21 protein-coding genes are annotated in these 17,952 nt (G+C 72.3%); 16 read left to right on the forward strand and 5 right to left on the reverse strand.

Annotation, left to right across the window (positions count from 1 at the left end; genetic code table 11):
* Positions 1–97: 97 nt before the first annotated feature.
* The 3 genes from ACZ55U_RS36725 (at position 98) to ACZ55U_RS36735 (ending at position 2,549) form a co-directional block, all read left to right on the forward strand.
* Entirely contained in the window at positions 98–625 is a 528-nt protein-coding gene (locus ACZ55U_RS36725; RefSeq protein WP_465533553.1) for a GNAT family N-acetyltransferase, read from the forward strand.
* A gap of 101 nt (positions 626–726) precedes the next feature.
* Entirely contained in the window at positions 727–1,998 is a 1,272-nt protein-coding gene (locus tag ACZ55U_RS36730) for a trypsin-like serine protease (RefSeq protein WP_465533555.1), read from the forward strand.
* Positions 1,999–2,051: 53 nt separating this feature from the next.
* Entirely contained in the window at positions 2,052–2,549 is a 498-nt protein-coding gene (locus ACZ55U_RS36735; RefSeq protein ID WP_465533557.1) for a hypothetical protein, read from the forward strand.
* Between the two features lie 275 nt (positions 2,550–2,824).
* Here the strand turns inward: ACZ55U_RS36735 and ACZ55U_RS36740 are convergent, their stop codons facing one another.
* Entirely contained in the window at positions 2,825–3,250 is a 426-nt protein-coding gene (locus ACZ55U_RS36740; protein ID WP_465533559.1) for a DUF2690 domain-containing protein, read from the reverse strand.
* Between the two features lie 632 nt (positions 3,251–3,882).
* On the opposite strand from ACZ55U_RS36740, the gene ACZ55U_RS36745 reads away from it, so the two are divergent.
* Positions 3,883–4,620 (forward strand): DNA polymerase Y family protein, encoded by a 738-nt coding sequence (locus ACZ55U_RS36745; protein ID WP_465533561.1) that lies wholly within the window; start codon positions 3,883–3,885, stop codon positions 4,618–4,620.
* A 157-nt stretch (positions 4,621–4,777) separates the two neighbouring features.
* On the opposite strand, the gene ACZ55U_RS36750 is transcribed toward ACZ55U_RS36745, so the two are convergent.
* Positions 4,778–5,743, reverse strand: a complete 966-nt coding sequence (locus ACZ55U_RS36750) for a Ku protein (protein ID WP_465533563.1) — start codon at positions 5,741–5,743, stop codon at positions 4,778–4,780.
* A gap of 74 nt (positions 5,744–5,817) precedes the next feature.
* Between ACZ55U_RS36750 and ACZ55U_RS36755 the strand changes: the two genes are divergently transcribed.
* The 5 genes from ACZ55U_RS36755 to ACZ55U_RS36775 all read left to right on the forward strand — a co-directional run bounded on the left by ACZ55U_RS36755 (position 5,818) and on the right by ACZ55U_RS36775 (position 10,537).
* Positions 5,818–6,180: a hypothetical protein gene (locus tag ACZ55U_RS36755; protein WP_465533565.1), complete on the forward strand. Its 363-nt coding sequence runs from the start codon at positions 5,818–5,820 to the stop codon at positions 6,178–6,180.
* Between the two features lie 324 nt (positions 6,181–6,504).
* Positions 6,505–7,506, forward strand: a complete 1,002-nt coding sequence (locus ACZ55U_RS36760) for an ABC transporter ATP-binding protein (protein WP_465533591.1) — start codon at positions 6,505–6,507, stop codon at positions 7,504–7,506.
* A 94-nt stretch (positions 7,507–7,600) separates the two neighbouring features.
* On the forward strand, positions 7,601–8,812 hold the full coding sequence (locus ACZ55U_RS36765; RefSeq protein ID WP_465533567.1) for an ABC transporter substrate-binding protein: 1,212 nt from the start codon (positions 7,601–7,603) through the stop codon (positions 8,810–8,812).
* Between the two features lie 3 nt (positions 8,813–8,815).
* Positions 8,816–9,712, forward strand: a complete 897-nt coding sequence (locus ACZ55U_RS36770; protein WP_465533569.1) for an ABC transporter permease — start codon at positions 8,816–8,818, stop codon at positions 9,710–9,712.
* 15 nt (positions 9,713–9,727) lie between these two features.
* On the forward strand, positions 9,728–10,537 hold the full coding sequence (locus ACZ55U_RS36775) for an ABC transporter permease (RefSeq protein ID WP_465533571.1): 810 nt from the start codon (positions 9,728–9,730) through the stop codon (positions 10,535–10,537).
* 36 nt (positions 10,538–10,573) lie between these two features.
* On the opposite strand, the gene ACZ55U_RS36780 is transcribed toward ACZ55U_RS36775, so the two are convergent.
* Positions 10,574–10,840, reverse strand: a complete 267-nt coding sequence (locus ACZ55U_RS36780) for a hypothetical protein (RefSeq protein WP_465533573.1) — start codon at positions 10,838–10,840, stop codon at positions 10,574–10,576.
* A gap of 75 nt (positions 10,841–10,915) precedes the next feature.
* On the opposite strand from ACZ55U_RS36780, the gene ACZ55U_RS36785 reads away from it, so the two are divergent.
* From ACZ55U_RS36785 to ACZ55U_RS36800, 4 genes are all read left to right on the forward strand, one after another.
* Positions 10,916–11,257 carry a hypothetical protein gene (locus ACZ55U_RS36785; protein ID WP_465533575.1) on the forward strand — a complete coding sequence of 114 codons (342 nt, stop codon included), beginning with the start codon at positions 10,916–10,918 and terminating at the stop codon, positions 11,255–11,257.
* A gap of 141 nt (positions 11,258–11,398) precedes the next feature.
* Entirely contained in the window at positions 11,399–12,673 is a 1,275-nt protein-coding gene (locus tag ACZ55U_RS36790) for a transcriptional regulator (protein WP_465533577.1), read from the forward strand.
* 874 nt (positions 12,674–13,547) lie between these two features.
* Positions 13,548–14,282 carry a class I SAM-dependent methyltransferase gene (locus ACZ55U_RS36795; RefSeq protein ID WP_465533579.1) on the forward strand — a complete coding sequence of 245 codons (735 nt, stop codon included), beginning with the start codon at positions 13,548–13,550 and terminating at the stop codon, positions 14,280–14,282.
* Positions 14,283–14,359: 77 nt separating this feature from the next.
* The gene (locus ACZ55U_RS36800) at positions 14,360–14,806 is read left to right on the forward strand and encodes a hypothetical protein (RefSeq protein WP_465533581.1); all 447 of its coding nucleotides are present in this window, start codon (positions 14,360–14,362) and stop codon (positions 14,804–14,806) included.
* A 914-nt stretch (positions 14,807–15,720) separates the two neighbouring features.
* Here the strand turns inward: ACZ55U_RS36800 and ACZ55U_RS36805 are convergent.
* On the reverse strand, positions 15,721–16,143 hold the full coding sequence (locus ACZ55U_RS36805) for a tetratricopeptide repeat protein (RefSeq protein WP_465533583.1): 423 nt from the start codon (positions 16,141–16,143) through the stop codon (positions 15,721–15,723).
* Between the two features lie 109 nt (positions 16,144–16,252).
* Here ACZ55U_RS36805 and ACZ55U_RS36810 point away from each other — a divergent pair, with 109 nt between their 5' ends.
* The 3 genes from ACZ55U_RS36810 to ACZ55U_RS36820 all read left to right on the forward strand — a co-directional run bounded on the left by ACZ55U_RS36810 (position 16,253) and on the right by ACZ55U_RS36820 (position 17,824).
* Entirely contained in the window at positions 16,253–16,501 is a 249-nt protein-coding gene (locus tag ACZ55U_RS36810; RefSeq protein ID WP_465533585.1) for a trypco2 family protein, read from the forward strand.
* Between the two features lie 127 nt (positions 16,502–16,628).
* Positions 16,629–16,937 (forward strand): transposase, encoded by a 309-nt coding sequence (locus ACZ55U_RS36815; protein WP_401107231.1) that lies wholly within the window; start codon positions 16,629–16,631, stop codon positions 16,935–16,937.
* Positions 16,934–17,824, forward strand: a complete 891-nt coding sequence (locus ACZ55U_RS36820; RefSeq protein WP_465533587.1) for an IS3 family transposase — start codon at positions 16,934–16,936, stop codon at positions 17,822–17,824. Before ACZ55U_RS36815 ends, ACZ55U_RS36820 begins: the two co-directional genes overlap by 4 nt.
* Here ACZ55U_RS36820 and ACZ55U_RS36825 read toward each other — a convergent pair.
* Positions 17,769–17,951, reverse strand: a complete 183-nt coding sequence (locus ACZ55U_RS36825) for an IS3 family transposase (protein WP_465533589.1) — start codon at positions 17,949–17,951, stop codon at positions 17,769–17,771. The two genes, ACZ55U_RS36820 and ACZ55U_RS36825, sit on opposite strands and share 56 nt — an antisense overlap.
* Between the last annotated feature and the right edge of the window lies 1 nt (position 17,952).

Below are 17,952 nucleotides of genomic sequence, written 5' to 3' on the forward strand. Positions count from 1 at the left end.
TCCAGCACCGCCCATTGGGCGTCCGTCAGATCTCCCCGAGCCATGGAACGTGATCATCTCACGACCTTGATCCACTTCTGAAACAGGCCCTAGGTGAATGCGCACCAGCAGGACGGCCGCCGTCGGGGCCCTGCTCACCCTCCTCACCGCGATGCCGGCCCGAGCGGCCACACCGCCGCCCGGGCTCGACGCGCACCGCGAGGTAGCCCCCGACGAGGTGCTCCGCCGCCAAGCGGACCTCGACCGGCTCGCCGACGCCATCACCGGGGTGCCGGAGCACGAGCGCGCGACGGTCCCGGGCTACGCCGGACACACCATCGACCCGCAGCAGGGCCGGCTGACTCTGTACTGGCACCGCCCGGTCCCCGAGCGCTCCGCGACCTTCGGCGTGTCCGAGCTGATGATCCGACCCCGGTGGCGGAAGCAGGGTCTGTCCCAGCAGCTCCACCAGGAGCTCCTGGCCGGCCGGACGGAAGCGATGGCTGTCCTGTCCGTCGACACCGCCCGCCCCAAGATCCAGGCGCTGTACGAGTCCTGGGGCTACCGCAAGGTCGGCGAGCACCGGCCCTTCATCGACTCCCCGCTCTACGCGATCATGGTGTACGAGCTGCCAGCCACAGGCTGACCACAGCACAACGGCGGCGTCCGTACGACTCGCTCGCGCTGCGGGAACGCATACGATCTGATAACTCCGTGTAGGAGTTCTGGTCACTCTATGGTGTCCCCATGCGCGGATCGAAACTCCTGTACGCGGCAGCGGTCCTGGTCCTGGGCGCCGCATCCGTCGCCGTCACACGGTCCCAGGGCGCCGCCGACGAGGCCCGCATGGCTCCGGCGATCCTGCTGAGCCGCGAGCACCACGAGCAGCGCCTGGTGCCCATCGCCGACGAGATCCATCAGCTGGTCGACACCGGGCAGGTCGGCGGCGGATTCGCCTCGGTCGTGTTCCACGGCGACGAGCACTACCTCGACCTGTTCTGGAAGGGGGCCGTTCCCGCCCGGATCATCGGCGCCGTGAACAACTGGCGCACACGCACCCGCGACGCCGTTGTTCACGACCCCACCGGCCCGGTGAGCCCCGACTACGACGTCCACTACCGGACGGCCGCCTACTCGCTCTCCGAGATGGACCAGGCCGTCAACAGGTTCATCGCCGCCGTCGGCAACGACACGGCGGAGTGGTCGTCGATCTCCCCGGCCAACGACGGCAGCGGCCTCGTGCTCACCTACCGGCCGAAGGCCACCAAGCGCCTCGCGCTGGCCGACGCACCGGTGCACGACTACGAGGCCCGGGCCGCACAGATCGCGGGCATCCCCGTCCACCCGCAGATCGGCTCACCCGAGACCCCCACACAGGGCGGCCGCACGAGCGATGCCCCGCCCTGGTACGCAGGGGCCGACCTCACCCTGGGCGACAAAGACCGGTGCTCCACCGGCGTCCCCGGCTGGGTCGACAAGCGGCGCGTCCTGCTCACCGCCGCCCACTGCCAGACCAGCGGGAACGTCTACGCCGGGCAGCGCGTCGTGGGCGAGGTCACCGCCTACGACAACGGCCTCGACGTCGCCGTCATCACCACCGACAAGAGCACCGCGGCCCGCTTCTACAGCGGCCCCTGGAACAGCGGCGACTCGCGCCCGCTGTACGGTCCGGCGCGCCTGGACCCGGGCCAGTCCGCCTGTTTCAGCGGGGCGACGTCCGGGTTCCACTGCGAGCTGGAGGTCACGCGCGTCGGCGTCCACTCGCCGTCCGGCCGCACCAACGCCACCGAGGTGAGGTCCCGCAGCGGAGGTATCGCCGTCGCCCAGGGCGACAGCGGGGGACCGGCCGTGGCGCTTCCGCAAGGCGACTCCATGGCGCCGGTCGGCGTCATCATCGCCGGGGCGACCGACACGAAGATCCCGTGCAGCGGCACCTCGACTCCGACAAACTGTTTCTCGACCGGGTACTACACGCCACTCAATCCTGTGGTGTCCAGGTTCGGATTCTCTGCCCTGTGAACCGTGTGAGGTTCAACTTCTCCATCGCCCGGCTCTGAAAGGGGGGCGCGTCCGTGGACGTTGCGCTCACCAGCCGGCTCCTGCTCGTCGTTGGCCTGGCCGTCGCCTGCGGCGCGGCCGCCGCCCAACCCGACGAGCTGCGGGGGCAGGCGCTGGCCGACTTCCAGCAGCAGGTCTACCAGGCCGGTGTCGGCCCGGCGACCTGGCACGTGAGCATGGTCGGGGCCAGCCCCGGCGAGACGGTCCAGACCGTCGAGGTGATCGGCGACCTTGCCGCCGCCCGCCGCGCCCTCGACCAGCGCTGGCCGGGCCAGACCCGAGTGGTGCGAGGGGCGATCATCTCCGACCTGGTCTACCGGCGCGGCCACGACTACCAGCTCGAAGGCGAGCTCCAGGCGCTCGACCGCCCCGGCTTCCAGGTCTACAGCACGGACCTCGCACCGGACGGCCGCCGCACCACCGTCGGCGTCGTCGGCGACCTCACCGCGGCCCGCACGTACCTGGAGGCCCACTATCCCGGCCGGGTGATCATCCACGGCAACTCGCGCTAACCACCAGGTCGCTACGTTGGGTCGCATGACCACGAACTCACACCGCTCCACCGGCGACTGCTCTGCCCGGAGTGCCCGGATGTACGGGAGACAGAGACCACCGTCCCACTCGTGGTGCTGACCAGCGACGGCATCCACCAGCCACTCTGGCCCAGCCGCCGCATCCGAGGGCGGTCCATACCCGCGCCCGGTGATCCGCGCGCACCCGGTCCACGACGCCCTGGTGCGCTACGCTGCCGACCTCGACGCCTCGATCACCGTGCCGACGTGTGGAATCAGTACCAGCCCGTGCAGGCGGAGAAGTTCGAACCGGAGTTCTTCGCGTAGCACGCGTGGGACTGGATATTGACGTCGTTCACCATGGAGGTGTGGACGTCGCTCCCGTAGGCGACGTTCACACTGTCGGACTGGCCCGCGGTGTTCGAGACGTACGCTTCGGCGCCGACGGGGGCGTTGCTGATGCGGGCCCATGCGGCACGACAGGTCGCGCTGTAGCGGAGCTCCACCAGGGTGCCGTCCGCGGCCCGCGCGCTCTTGGCGGTGATCGCGTCGTTTCCGCAGCCGGTGCTCGACGGGTCCTTGTGGTAACAGGAACTGCCGTAGCACGAAGCGTTCGTGGTGGCCTGGGCGGTGGGGGACAGCGCGAGGAAGGCAGTTGCGGTCAGGGCGGCGGTGCTCAGGACAGCGGCGATCTTCTTCATCTGCGGCTCCTCGTGTGACGAGCGGGGCGAAGGTCGGACGTGCTCCGTGATCGGCTCCTGTGCCGGCGAACCGGGTTTTCGTGCGCGATGACTCCCCGTGACAGCCAGCAGGAGCAGGGAGAAACAGTAAAGGGGTCGGCCGAGGCGATGAACAGAGGGACGGGCGATCTGGCGGGATCCCGCGGGGGTGGGACTCATTCCGGGCGCCTCCCGGCCGCCGGCCTTCCCTCTGGCGTCAATCCTGGTCTGGCTGATCACCCCGCCGACCCTGGCCGTTGCCGCCGCCCGAGGCCGGGCCGTCGAACGCCACCAGGAGAACGTCCTGCGCACAGCGCAGGGCCTGCCGCCGCTGCGGCGCCGCCTGGCGAGACCACGGAGACCTTCCCCCTCCTGGGCGTTGACGTCCAGGACGCGGCCGCCGCGGACATGTGGGGCCTGGTGCCGACGCAGTGGCCCGACGGCTGGTCACTTGGTTCGCCAGGAGGCCGGCTCCTACTGGTTCGACCTGGTCGACGAATCGGGGACACCGATGATCGAGGGCCCGGTCAACTGCAAGGCCTACACCGCAACCCCCGGCACCGTCCACGTCCTGCCCGACGACCCGGCCCGGCAGCTCGCCTTCTTGCCAGGACGTGCGCCACCTGCCCGGCATCGGCCCCGCGCTGGAGAAGAAGCTGCGCCGGTACGGCATCGGCACCGTCGGTGAACTCGCCGCCCTCCCGCCGGCCACCGTGCAGCGCACCGCCGGCGCGGCCACCAGCCGGCTGCTTCTCGAACGTGCCCACGGCACCGACCGGCGCACCGTCACCCCCTCCGGACCGCCCGCGACCATCTCCTCCATCACCCGCTTCGACCATGACGTCCTCGATCCCGACGAGATCCGCCGAGCTCTGCTTCAGCTCGCCACCGACCTCGGCGCCCGGCTCCGAACCGCCGGCCAGGCCGCCCGTGCCGTCGAGCTCCAGGTGACCTTCGCCGACCGCTCCCACGCCGCCCGCTCCCGCACCCTGCCCGAGGCGACCGGCCACAGCCCGGCGCTGCGCGACGCCCTCTACGGCCTGCACGCCCGGCTCGGCCTGCAACGGGCCCGGGTTCGCGCCGTCACCGCCCGCGCCGGTGACCTCCGCGAGCAGAAGTCCGCAACAGTCCAGCTGACCTTCGATCGGCCCACCGAGAGCGCCAGGACGCTGGAGCCCGTCATCGACCGTGCCAACGCGCGCTTCGGCACCGGCACCCTGGCCCCTGCGACACTGGCCGCCAGGACCCGTTCGCCCGGCTTCAGCGCAGGTGACCGCGCCGGCAGCCACGGAGAGTTTCACAGACCACTACGGACGGCGGGCGTAGAGTGCCAGTCCACCAAGATCCCCTAGATCCTCCCCTGGAACCCCGGCGGCGACGACACCCGGGAGGTGAGGAAGGAGTTCGCGCGCATTCGGAAGAACCTGGCCTGCTGAACGACAGTCCGGCCGCACCGCCCTCCTTCCGGCACAGCCCGTTGCCTGTTCCCGGTCCTCAAGGTGCGCGTTGTCAGCCGGCATCAGCGGTCTCCTCGTGTTCGTCCCGGCCGTCTTCCAGCTCGCTGATCATGCGGTCGAGGTTGTCGGTGACCTGCTGGTTCATCGGCCCGGACGGTGTCAGGTAGTAGCTCTTGAGGTAGTGGATCGGGTCGACTCGGTCGGCGGGCAGAAAGCCGAGCACCCGGATCTCGCGGGTGTCCTGCATCGGCAGCGACTCCAGGTCCTCCCGGGGTGGGAACGCGGTGGGCAAGCGACCCGGCCCAGCGTACGGACGGGCTCCGGCAGCCGGCCGGTCAGCGCCCGCGAACCGCGGTCCCGGACTTCTGGCTGGGAGTGGTGAGCGCGGCTTCCAAGTCGGCGCCCTCGGAACGCATCCGTTGGCGCAGCGTGGCCAGGAGCGCGAGGCATCGGTCGTCGTCGGCCCATTGGGGCAGGGTCTTGCTCTCGCCCCAGGCGGTGTAGGTCGGCCGACGGCCGGCTTCTCCCGGGTTGGCCGTGAGGCGGTGGTATTGGCGAACCCGGCCGTGTACTTGAGCACGTAGGCTTTGCCGGACAGTCGCCGCAGCTCGTTCTCCGCGAGGATCTTGGCCTTGATCTCGGTTCCGCGGGGCGTGCGGGGCAGAGCGTGCATGCACCGCTCCAGACCCTGGGTCAGGTGCCTGCGCCAGGAGTCGTAGAGGGTGTCGTCGGGCGCGCGGTCGACGTCGCCGACCAGCCGTCGCCACGCCGCGTCGTCGGGATTGACGGTGAGGTTCGCCGCGAGGTGGTCCGGCAGCCCCGCGGTGCGCACACCGTGGCGCATGGCCCGCACGGTCATCTCGGGCATGCCGGCCGCCCACGCGAGCAGGTCCCGCCGCCGCGCGTCCCGCTGCCAGAGCCGGGCTCGGCCGATCGCCACGGACGCCGCCGGGACGCCGACGACCGTGGTCCGGTGATCGTTGCCGTCGGCGATGCCGGAGACGGCCAGGCGCAGCACCGTGTCCCCGGACGTCGCCGCGCTCGCACGCGGCGCGCAGGTGCTGCACGACGGCGGGGCCGCGTTCGGAGGACATGAGCAGGGCACCGGTCCAGGGCGGGATCGTGCCGTACTGGCCGGTGACGCGTGCGGGGGCGGTGATGCCACGGCCCGGCGTCGTGCGCCAGGCCGTGAGCGGGTCCAGGGCCTGCTGCGTGGCCCACCGCTGGGCGGCCTTGCCCTCCAGCCGGGTGCCGTCGTGCCAGGCCACGGCCGTGACGTCGCCGTTGTCGTCGGCGCGCAGCCGCATGCTGCGCGCGGGCGGCACCGTGACCGTTCCGGTGAGCACCGCCTCGGCCGACCAGGCGTGGACCAGGGGCTCGGTGGACCTGTCGGTGTACATCGCCGACGCCGAGCTCAACCGCACCAAGATCGAAGCCCGGGTCGTCGCCGGCTGACGGTCGTCCGGGACCGCCCTGGTGTGCGGCCCGCCGCACACCAGGGCACGGCGGGCGTCACAGCGGGCGGGCGTCGATGGCCGGATCGGGTGAATGCGCCCCGGTTTCCGGGCGCCGACGGGCCCGGGCCGTCGAGGATGCGGTCCAGGCACGACGCCGGGCACGACGCCGGCCGATGGAGACCACGCACCCGACACCGAGCCGGAAGGACCGCCCGCCGTGAGGAACGACGACCGTCCGCCCCGGACCGCTCCGGCCACCGCTTCCGCCGCTTCCGCCGCTTCCGCCGCTTCCGCCGCTTCCGCAGCGGTCCGGCTCGAAGGCCTGGCGAAGACCTTCGACGGCCGGGTCCGCGCCGTCGACGGCGTGGACCTGGAGATCGGCGAGGGCGAGTTCTTCGCGGTGCTCGGCCCGTCGGGGTCGGGGAAGACCACCGTGCTGCGCCTGATCGCCGGCTTCGAGCCGCCCACCGCCGGCCGGATCCTGCTGGGCGGGACCGACGTCACCGGCCTCCCGCCCTTCGACCGGGACGTCAACACGGTGTTCCAGGACTACGCGCTCTTCCCGCACATGACGGTCGGACAGAACGTCGGCTACGGCCTGATGGTCCGCCGGGTGCCCAGGGCCGAGCGGGCGCAGCGGGTGCGCGCGGCGCTCGCGATGGTCCGGCTCGACGGCTTCGAGCCGCGCCGGCCGGACCGGCTCTCCGGCGGACAGCGCCAACGGGTGGCGCTCGCCAGGGCACTGGTGAACCGGCCGAAGGTGCTGCTGCTCGACGAGCCGCTGGGCGCGCTCGACCTGAAGCTGCGGCACGAGATGCAGACGGAGCTCAAGCGGATCCAGCGCGAGGTCGGGATCACCTTCGTGTTCGTCACCCACGACCAGGACGAGGCGCTCACGATGAGCGACCGGGTCGCGGTGTTCAACGCCGGGCGCGTCGAGCAGGTCGGCCCGCCCGGCGAGGTGTACGAGCGCCCGGCCACGGCCTTCGTGGCGGGCTTCGTCGGCACCTCCAACCTGCTGGACGGTCCGGCGGCCGAGCAGGTCGTGGGCGAGGCCGGGCTGTTCAGCGTCCGGCCGGAGAAGATCCGGATGGCGCGGCCGGGCGATCCGGCCGGGCCCGGCGAGCTGTCGGCACCCGGCCGGGTGGCCGAGGTGGTCTACGCGGGCGGCCACACCCGGTTCCTGGTCGACCTGGCGGCCGGCGGCCGGCTGACGGTCGTGCGGCAGAACGTCGAGGAGGGCTCGGCCGAGGTGCTGCGCCACCGCGGCGCCGAGGTCGTCCTGTCCTGGCGGCGCGAGCACACCGTCCGCGTCGCCGGGTAGCCCGCCGCACCGCCGCCGCACCGCCGCACCACCACCGCACCGCTCTGCGACGCCCCTGTCCCCCTTCCCCGAACCCCCAGATCGGACCAAGGCCATGTCCCTCCGCTCCCGCACCCGCACCTCCTCGATCGCCCGGGCCGTGGCCGCCGCGGCGACCGCCCTCCTGCTCGCCGCCGGCTGCGGCGGCAACGGCGCGACGACCGGCGCCCAGGGACTGAACCCCCCGGACCTGCCGACACCGCAGTCCCTGGGCGCCGGCGAGGGCCGGCTCAACCTGGTCGCCTGGGCCGGCTACGCGGAGGACGGTTCGAACGACCCGAACGTCGACTGGGTCCATCCTTTCGAGCAGCAGACCGGCTGCAAGGTCAACACCAAGATCGCCGGCACCTCGGACGAGATGGTCTCGCTGATGAAGACCGGCCAGTACGACACCGTCTCGGCCTCCGGCGACGCGACGCTGCGGCTGATCGCGGCCGGTGACGTCGCCCCCGTCAACACCGCGCTGGTGCCGAACTACGCGGACGTCTTCGAGAACCTGAAGAACCAGCCGTGGAACTCGGTGAACGGCCGGATGTACGGCATCCCGCACGGCCGCGGCGCCAACCTGCTGATGTACCGCACCGACAAGGTCTCACCGGCGCCCGACTCCTGGCGCGCGGTCTTCGAGGACGCCCCGGCCCACGCCGGCCACGTCACCGCCTACGACTCCCCGATCTACATCGCCGACGCCGCGCTGTACCTGATGGCGACCAGGCCGGAGCTGGGCATCAAGAACCCCTACGCCCTGGACGAGGCCCAGCTCACGGCGGCCGTCGAGCTGTTGAAGCTCCAGCACAGGGCGGTCGGCGAGTACTGGAGCGACTACCAGAAGGCCGAGAACTCCTTCAGGAGCGGGGACACCGTGGTCGGCACCACCTGGCAGGTGATCGCCAACCTGGCGCAGGCCGACCGGGTGCCGGTCCAGGCGCTGCTGCCGAAGGAGGGCGCGACCGGCTGGTCGGACACCTGGATGGTGTCGGCGAAGGCCGCCCACCCCAACTGCGCGTACCAGTGGATGAACTGGATCGTCTCGCCGAAGGCCAACGCGCAGGTCGCCGAGTGGTTCGGCGAGGCCCCGGCCAACGCCAAGGCCTGCGACCAGACCACCGACAAGAACTTCTGCACCGTCTTCCACGCCACCGACGACGCCTACTGGAAGAACGTCCACTCCTGGACCACGCCCGTCCGCGACTGCCTGGACGGGCGCGGGCCGTCCTGCACCGACTACGCCGCCTGGACGGCCGCCTGGACCGGGATCAGGGGCTGACCGGTGACGACCGACGCGGCCGCCGCGCCCCTGCGGCGGGGCGGCCTCCGGCGGACGGCCACCGTCCTGCACCGGCACGCCCGGCTGCGCCTGGCCCTGCTGCTGGCGGCGCCGATGGCCTGGCTGGTGCTCGCCTACCTGGGCTCGCTCGCCGTCCTGTTCCTCTCCGCCTTCTGGGCGGTCGACAGCTTCACCTACGACGTCGTGCGGGTCTGGAACACCGCCAACTTCACCACCGTCCTCACCGAGCCGGTCTACCGGGCGATCGCACTGCGCACCCTCGGCATCGCCGCCGCGGTCACCGTCGTCGACGCCGTGGTGGCGTTCCCGATGGCCTTCTGCATGGCCCGGATCGTCCGGCCGCGCACCCGCCGGCTGCTGGTGGTCGCGGTGCTGACCCCCCTGTGGGCCGGCTACCTGGTCAAGGCGTACGCCTGGCGGGTGGTCCTCGGCCAGGGCGGCTTCCTCGACTGGCTGGCCGCCCCGTTCGGACTGACCGGCCCCGGCTACGGCACGACGGCGGTCGTCCTCGTGCTGGCCTACCTGTGGCTGCCGTACATGATCCTGCCGGTCTTCGCGGGGCTGGAGAACCTGCCGTCCAGCCTCCTCGACGCCTCCGCCGACCTGGGCGCCTCCGCCTGGCGGACCTTCCGCTCGGTGGTCCTCCCGCAGGTCGGGCCCGCCGTGCTGGCCGGGTCCGTGCTCACCTTCTCGCTGAGCCTGGGCGACTACCTCGCGGTGCGGATCGTCGGCGGCAAGACCCAGGTGCTGGGCACCGCGATCGCCGACAACGTGACGCTGAACCTGCCGCTGGCCGCCGCGCTCTCCTGCGTCCCGGTGCTGCTGATCGTCGGCTACCTCCTCGCCGTGCGCCGCTCGGGCGCCCTGGACTCGCTGTAGGGGGCCGGACCACCCGTGAACCTCTCCCGCCGCACCCGGGCCGCCCTGCGCGCGGCCCTGGCCGCCGGACTCGCCGTGATCTACCTCCCGCTGCTGCTGGTGCTGCTCAACTCGCTCAACCGGGACCGCTCCTTCGCCTGGCCGCCGAGCGGGCTCACCACCGAGTGGTGGGTGCGCGCCTGGCGGTCCGAGGGTGCCCGTGACGCGCTCCTCACCTCGCTGAAGGCCGGCGCCGGCGCCACCGGGGTGGCGCTGGTGCTGGGCACCATGACCGCCTTCGCGGTCCAGCGCCACCGGTTCTTCGGACGGCGGGTGGTGTCCTTCCTGGTGATCCTGCCGATCGCGCTGCCCGGCATCGTCACCGGCATCGCGCTCAACGCCGCGTTCCGCACGGTGCTCGGCCCGGCCGGAGTCGGCTTCGGCCTGCTCACCGTCGTGATCGGACACGCCACCTTCTGCATCGTCGTGGTCTTCAACAACGTCGTCGCCCGGCTGCGCCGGATGTCGCCCTCGGCCGAGGAGGCCTCGGCCGACCTCGGCGCGCACACCTTCCAGACCTTCCGGCACATCACCTTCCCGGCCCTGCGGCCGGCGCTGCTGGCCGGCGGGCTGCTGGCCTTCGCGCTCTCCTTCGACGAGATCGTGGTGACCACCTTCACCGCCGGCCCGGGGGTCCAGACCCTGCCCCTGTGGATCTACGCCAACCTGGCCCGGCCCAACCAGGCCCCCGTCGTCGACGTCGTGGCGGCGGTGCTGGTCCTGCTCTCCGTCGTCCCGGTGTACCTCGCCCAGCGGCTGTCCGCCGGCTCCCCAGGACGCGCCTGACCGGGCGGCCCGCGCCACCGGGCCGCGCGGTGCCGGTCAGGCCCAGAAGTCCAGGGCCAGGGCGGCGAAGTCCTCCGCGCGTTCGATCTGCGGCAGGTGGCCGGCGGCGCGCAGCAGACGGGTACGGGCCTTCGGGAGGGCCACTCGGGCCGCCGCCAGGTGCTCGGCGGGCAGGACACGGTCGTGCTCGCCCCAGACCACGCAGACCGGCAGCCCCAGGGCGGCGACCCCAGCGAGCAGCGAGCGGCGCCAGGCCCCGCGGGCGCCGCGCAAGGAGCCCAGCTCGGTCAGGATCTCCAGCATCGCGTCCGCCGCGCCGGGGCGCCGCGCCAGGCGCAGCGCGCGCTCGATCCGGGCGGTGGTGGCGAAGGACGGGTCGTGGGCCAGGGTTGGTACGAGACGGTGCGCGTCACGTGCCGCAGCGAGGAGTCCGAGGCCAGGCGCAAGGCGGAGAACGACGCCTACTACGCCGAGCGGCGCGCCCGAGCGGCGGCCGCGAAGACCGAGCCGGCCACCGCAGCCCAGGTGAAGTACCTGATGAGCCTGGCCGAACAGGTCGGCAAGGAGGAGTTCAACGCCCAGTACGTCAAGGCGGTCAAGGGCACCGACCTCAAGCCGCGCGGCCCCCGGGAGAAGGCCCAGACGGCGATCAAACGGCTGACCCGGGCGGCGGCGCGCAAGCTGATCTCCGCGCTGGTCGACGAGAAGGACCGGGGCTGACTCCTCGGACTCTACTTTTGGGCCCTCAAATGAGGGTCCAAAAAGTAGAAGCGCTGCGGTGGTCTCCCCGACAGGCCTGTGCGCGTTGTCCATGGCGGGTACGGTCCCATCGGGGGCCGCGGAGCAGGACAGGACAGGGGTGTGGGTGTGGGCGAGGGCGGACAGCGGGCCGAGCGGATCGGCGCGCTGATCGCCGCCCGCCGCCGGGAGCTGGGACTGTCGCAGGAGGACGTCGCCCGGCGCCTGGCGGCGGCGGGCGGCAGTTGCCCGACCCGTACCGACGTGTGGCGCTGGGAGACCGAGTACAAGGGCCGCACCCCCGGTGCCTACTACCTGCCGCACCTGGCCGCCGTCCTCGACTTGGACGAGTCACGGCTGCGCCGGGCCCGGGCCGCGTCGAAGACGGCCCGGGCGGCTGTGCTGCCCGCACCCCGCCCGGCGGCCGAGGTGATCGCCGACGCCCTCCCGCCGCACGGCGAGTTCTCGCCGTGCGGCACGAGCGCCGGCCGCACCCTCGGCGCCGCCGACGCCGAAGCGCTGCTGCGCCGCGTCCACGGGCTGCGCCTGGCCGACGACCTGCTCGCCGGACGCGACCTCGTCGCCCAGGTCGTCGGCGAACTCGACCGGGCCGTCGCCCTGCACAACCAGACCTGCCACACCGAAGCCGTCGGGCGCCGGCTGCTGGTCGCGGTCGGCGAGCTGGCGCAGCTCGCGGGGTGGGCCGCCACCGACTCCGGCGGCGCGGTGGACCCAGTGCCGCTGTTCCGTTGGGGCCTGGCCGCCGCCCGCCAGGCCCACGACGGCGCGCTCGCCTCCCACCTCCTCGGCTCCTGGGCCTACTGGGAGGCCGGCCGCGGCCACCTGCCCCGCGCGGCCGAGCTGCTGCGCGCCGCCGAGCAGCAGGCCGCCACGGACCACTCCCTGCGCGCCCGCTCCCTCACCTCCTCCCGCACCGCCTGGGTCGCCGCCCTCGCCGGCGACCAGCACACCGCCCTCGACGCCGTCGCCACCACCCTCGACCAGGTCGACCAAGCCGACGCCGAACTCCCCGCCGACACCGACCCCCGACGCTGGCTGTACTGGGTCACCCGCGCCGAACACGACGTCATGGCCGCCCGCGTCTACACCCAACTCCACCGTCCCCTGCGCGCCGTCCCCCTGCTGCGCACCGTCCTCGCTGAATACGACCCCACCCACGCCCGCGAATACGCCCTCTACTCGTCATGGCTGACGGTGGCCCTGCTCGACGCGGGCGAACCCGAAGAAGCCGCCGCCGTCGCCGACCGGATGCTCGCCGCCGCGGCCGCCATCCCCTCCTCCCGCGCCGCCGACCGCACCCGCACCGCCCACGCCGCACTGCGCCACCACCAGGACGTCCCCGAGGTCGCCGACGTCCTCGCCCGCTGGCCGGCCTGACCGGCCGTCCGGGCAGACGTGCGGGTACTGTCCCCCATCTGCGGTGCTGCGTAGCGTCGTGCCCGGCTCCGCTCCCCGGTTTCTCGGTGCCGGGGAGTGGACGGCCACCGACGGCGGTGGTCCCCGTGGCAAACCCCCGGACACGGCGGACCGCCGCTCACGCCCGACCCTTGCCGGAGCACCCCATGACGACACCGCCGCCCCGCCGACCGCACCCCTGGACCGCCCACCAGCGGTGCGCCCCGCCCCGTCCCGTCCGCCGCCGCCTCGAACCGGAGCGCGGCGTGAGGCCCCGGCCCGTCGCGGCCGGGATGCCGGAACCCGCCGTCCTCGGCCGCGCTGCTCGCCGCGGGCTGGTCCTGGGTCGGCTCGCCGAGGGCCGGCGGCGTCGGGATGGCGCCCGGTGACCGCCAGAGCTGGGGACGGGAACGAGGCCACCTCGGCGGATTTCGTCCCCGCGCGGCGAACGGCGCCCCGGGCTGCGCATCGGCACGTACCGCGTTGGTGCCGACGGCACCCGCTATGACAGGACGCCGCCGGTCGACGTGGCCTCGGAGCCCCCCAGCGACCCCGACGCCTACCACCCGTCCAAGGGCTGGCCGGCGTGCACGTGCGCACGCTGCCGCGCCGACCGGACCTGACCTCCGCATCGGACACCAAGGGCCGGGACACCGAGGGCACTTGCGCCACACCCCGCCGGACACCCCACTGGTCTCGTGGCACGGGCGCACTGTCCACGGACACTGGCCCGTCCGGGTGGGCGGACAGTTCATCTCCCGTAGCGGTATGACTGACCGTCACCCGTCTGGGCTGGAGGTGGCACCACGTGGCCCCACCGGCGTTGCCTGGTGCGACCTGCGCTAGGTTGGCGCAGGTGATCGACTACAACTCTGAGGCGGAGTCATACGACGCCTCCCGGGGTGGCGAGGCGCGGGCCGCTGCAGCAGCGGAAGCGATTGAGCGGCTGTTGCCGGAAACCGCGCGGACCGTGGTGGATGTGGCCTGTGGCACCGGCATCGTGACCAGGCGGCTGTTGCGCCCGGCCCGCACGGTTATCGGGCTCGACCGCTCGTCCGGGATGATGAGTATGGCGGCGGGGCGGCTTCCCGGGTCGCTCGTGCTTGGGGATGCCGCACGTCTGCCCATCGGAACCGCTCGGGTTGACGCAGTGGTTCTGATCTGGTTGCTCCATCTTCTCAACGACGCGGGGCCGGTTGTGGCAGAGGCCGCTCGGGTGACCCGTCGCGGAGGCGTAGTGGTCACCACGGTGGACAAGGACGAGGCGGCCTTCCACGTAGACAGTGATGTGGCTGCCGTGACCGCGCCGGTGCGCAGGAAATATGTTCAGGGGGCGGCGGACCAGTTCGACCGGGTGGCTCACCTGGCGGCGGGACAAGGAATCCGACCCGTCGCCGAGGAGAGGTTCGTCGGGGCCGGCCAGGGGCGCAGTCCGCGTCAGTGGAGCGAGCGCATCGCGGCTGGCAGCTTTCCCTGGAGCCGAGAAGCCACCGGGGACGAGATTGCCGGGATCCTGCGCGGCCTGGCCGCACTGCCCGACCAGGACCGGCCTAGGCCGGACCCGGTGTACCGGCTGATCGCACTCGCCTGACCCCCCCAGCCCGGGTGCTGGGATCGGCCGGACCCCAGTCCCCAGCTCACGTGAGCGGGACGACGCCTTGGCCGTTAGTGGCGGCTCGAGGCCGTGAGACCAGCACCCTCTTCATCTTCACCCCCACCCCGGGCACCACCTGGAACCTCACCCTCGACACCTTCACCCAGGCGCTGCGCCGCAGGGAGGGTGAGGAGGCGTTCGTGCACACCAAGGCCGACGGCGGCGCCTACGGTCCGAGTGACGAGAACGACTGGTGGTTCGACTTCCCCATCGGCGGGGCGGCTTTCGAGGGCATCGGATCCGGTGTCTCGGGTGACGAGGGTCTGTCCCTGCGCAACGCGACCGCTGGCGTTGCCGCGGAGTTCGCCGCCTGGCTGATCCGGGAGCTCGTGCCCGCGAACGGCCGGGTCGACTTCAACACCAGGGCCGGCATGGAGGCCGGGCTGTCCGACGAGGTCCTGACCGAACGTACCGTCACCGGGCTCGAAGCCGTCTTCCGTGAGCACCTGAGCGATCTGTGACCCCAGCCGCCAGCTCGTGGGGACCCGGCTCCCGGATCGCCCGCGCACGGCCACCGGCGTACGGCGCCGGCGGCCGTGCCCACTACGAACCCGCCCCGCCGACCCGTCCCGCTGGGACTGGGCCGGCGACACCCCCTGACCGGGGCGCGGCACCGAGCGGGCCGCGCACCCAGGCGGAGCACGGCCCACCGACGTTCCGGGAGTTGGACCTCGCCGGCCCGCCCCAGCCGAAGGAAGGCGCCGATGGGTGCGGCCGGACCGCGGTGCGGACCACCACCTGGCCCTCAACGCAGGCACCGGCGACGGCGCGGACACGAGTCGGCAACAGCCAGGTGGCATGCCGTGCCAGTACCTGATCACCGCCGCCCCCCTCTGCCCGGCCGGGCGTAGCACGCCGTCCAGAGCCGGCTGAGCGGGTGCGGGGAGCGTCACGGGCGGCCCCTCCCGGAGGCGGCGCCGTTCCTCACGGCGCTCGTCGCGGCGTTCCTGGCGGCGTTCCTTGCGGTCGCGCCCGTCCTTCCACCAGTCCAGCTTGTGCTTGGAATCCTGAGGGATGACGATCTGGAGCCCGACCAGGACCGCGACCACAACGAGGGCCAACATCACGACGAACCACGGGGCGCCGCTCAGCAACGCCACCATGCCGCCCATCACGCCGATGCCGCCGCCCAACCCGGCCTTGCCCATCACGCCTCACTCCGCGCACGGGCCGAACCGGTACGGGCCGCGGGCAGGAATCGGGCCGGAACATCGACCACACCGGCGGTGACCATCCGCTTCGCGGCCACCCGAAGCCGCCGCATCTGCCCTTCCACCGCACGGCTCGTCAGCCCGCCGAGCCCACCCTGATCCCGGCGTTTGCCCCGATGGTCGCCACCGCTCCCGGTGACGGGAACCCCCGGGCCGCCACGGGGTCAGGTCGCGTGCCAGCGCTGAAGCACCTCCATAGCAGCCAAGGTGCGGGGGTGGTTGGGGCCGAGGACGCGCTTGGCATCGGCGGCCACCTGTTCCTCGATGGCGATGGCTTCTTCGGTGCGCCCGGCCTCGTAGTAGGAGACGGCGAGGTTGGCGTGGGCGGTGAGGGTGTCGGGGTGGTTGGGGCCGAGGATGCGTTCGCGGTCGGCGGTCACCCGTTCCAGCAGGGTGGTGGCTTCTTCGGTGCGCCCGGTTTGCTGGTAGAAGGCGGCGAGGTTGGCCCTTGAAGTAGACCAGGTCCTGGCGGAGTAAGGGCTCTGGTGATCGGTCGCCCGCGCGACCTCTGTAGGCCCCGCCCGGAGAGCGGGCCGGGGACCAGACCTTGAGGAAACGAGGCTGGGGGTGAGTCCCGCTGAGGCCACGGACGGGACTCACTCCGGCTCGGCCGCGTTGCCGGGGGCGTGTGGCGGACGCGGTCGCGGCGGTGCGCGACGAGCTGCTGAAGGCGGCGGCCGAGGCCGGGGACTGCAGGTGGTGTTCGCGGTGGGGCCGGTGGAGATGGAGTTCGACGTCGAGCTGCGCGCGGACGCGAAGGCGAAGGCCGGGTTCAAACTGTGGGCGGTGGGGGCGGAGACCGAGGCCGGGCTTTCCCGGGGGCGTACCCACCGGGTCTCTTTCACCCTCACTCCCAAGCGTTCCGACGGCGGCGACCTCCTTGTCAGTTCCGCGCAGGAGCGTCCGGTCGGGCCCGGCGACACCAGCGGGCGCATCAGCGACTGAGGACCGGACCGTGGCCGGCGTGCGGGGCGGGTTGTAGGAGGCGTGGGTGGAGCGGGTACGTGAAGCTTCCCCTTGAGGTTGGACACCTGGAGACTGGGCGATGCAAGCCCGGAGGAAGCAGCACCAGGTGGGAATCAAGAGCAACATGGCCAAGCGGTACACGGCGGAGTTCAAGCGGGACGCGGTCGCGCTCGTCCGGTCCTCGCCGCATCGGAACGTCACCGAGATCGCCCGGGAACTGGGGGTCAGCCCGGAGGGGCTGCGGGGCTGGGTCAAGCAGGACAAGACCGACCGGGGCGAGGGCCGGCCGGGCGAGCTGACCAGCGCCGAACGCGAGGAGCTCACCCGGCTGCGGCGCCAGACCGTCGAGCAGCAGAAGACGATCGAGATCCTGCGCAAGGCGGCCGCCTATTTCGCGACCGAGACGACACGGTGATCCGCTTCCGTTTCGTTGATGACCACCACGGCGCCTGGGGCGTCAAGCGGATCTGTGCCGTCCTGGGGATCTCCCGGTCCTCGTTCTACGCCTGGCGGGCCGGCGAGGCCGCCCGCCGGGCCCGCCTGCGCGAGGAGGAACTGCTCGCGGCCGAGATCACCGTGATCCACCTCGCCTCCCGGGGCGCCTACGGCGTCCCGCGCGTGCACGCGGAACTGCGCCGCCAGGGCCGCGCCGTCAACCGGAAGAAGGTCGAGCGGATCATGCGCGAGCGCGGCATCACGGGCGTCACCCGCCGTCGGCGCCGTGGCCTGACCCGCCAGGCCCGCAAGCCGGTGTTCGTCCCGGACCTGATCGGGCGCGACTTCACCGCACCCCGCCCCGGAGTGCGGCTGGTCGGCGACATGACCTGTCTGCCGACCGAGGAGGGTTGGCTCTACCTGGCCACCTGCATCGATCTGGCCACCCGCGAGGTCGTCGGGTACGCGATGGCCGACCACCACCGCGCCGAGCTGCCGGTGGCCGCGATTCGGATGGCGGCCGGCCGCGGCGGCCTGGAGCGCGGCTGCATTTTCCACTCGGACCGCGGAAGCGAATATACGTCGGCTGAATTCCGAACCGAGATAAGCAAGTTGGACATGAGGCAGTCGATGGGACGAGTCGGCTCCTGTTACGATAACGCTGCCGCTGAGAGCTTCTTCGCCGTGTTGAAGGAGGAGATCGGCACCCGGATCTGGTCGGACCGCGCCGCCGCCCGCGCGGAGGTCTTCGCGTTCATCGAAACCTTCTACAACCGCAGGCGCCTGCGCAAACACCCCGAGTGGGGCTACCTCACTCCACTCGAGATCCGACAGCGACACCAGCAAGGTCACGCCTTGGCGGCGTAAACGGACAGTGTCCAACCGCAGGGTGGAACTTCATGTTGTACCAGCCGTCGATGTAGGCGAACAGGGCGAGGTCGGCGTCGGCGCGGGTCGCGAAGGTGGCGCGGCGCACGCACTCGGTCTTCAGCACG

It is taken from the genome of Kitasatospora sp. NPDC034533, assembly GCF_055575155.1.

Excerpts from the sequence above, each read along its gene's own strand:
- ACZ55U_RS36730 (WP_465533555.1), top strand. The coding sequence starts at position 727 with ATGCGCGGATCGAAACTCCTGTACGCGGCAGCGGTCCTGGTCCTGGGC.
- ACZ55U_RS36780 (WP_465533573.1), bottom strand. The coding sequence starts at position 10,840 with ATGCTGGAGATCCTGACCGAGCTGGGCTCCTTGCGCGGCGCCCGCGGG.
- ACZ55U_RS36755 (WP_465533565.1), top strand. The coding sequence starts at position 5,818 with ATGAGCAGGGCACCGGTCCAGGGCGGGATCGTGCCGTACTGGCCGGTG.
- ACZ55U_RS36725 (WP_465533553.1), top strand. The coding sequence starts at position 98 with ATGCGCACCAGCAGGACGGCCGCCGTCGGGGCCCTGCTCACCCTCCTC.
- ACZ55U_RS36765 (WP_465533567.1), top strand. The coding sequence starts at position 7,601 with ATGTCCCTCCGCTCCCGCACCCGCACCTCCTCGATCGCCCGGGCCGTG.
- ACZ55U_RS36740 (WP_465533559.1), bottom strand. The coding sequence starts at position 3,250 with ATGAAGAAGATCGCCGCTGTCCTGAGCACCGCCGCCCTGACCGCAACT.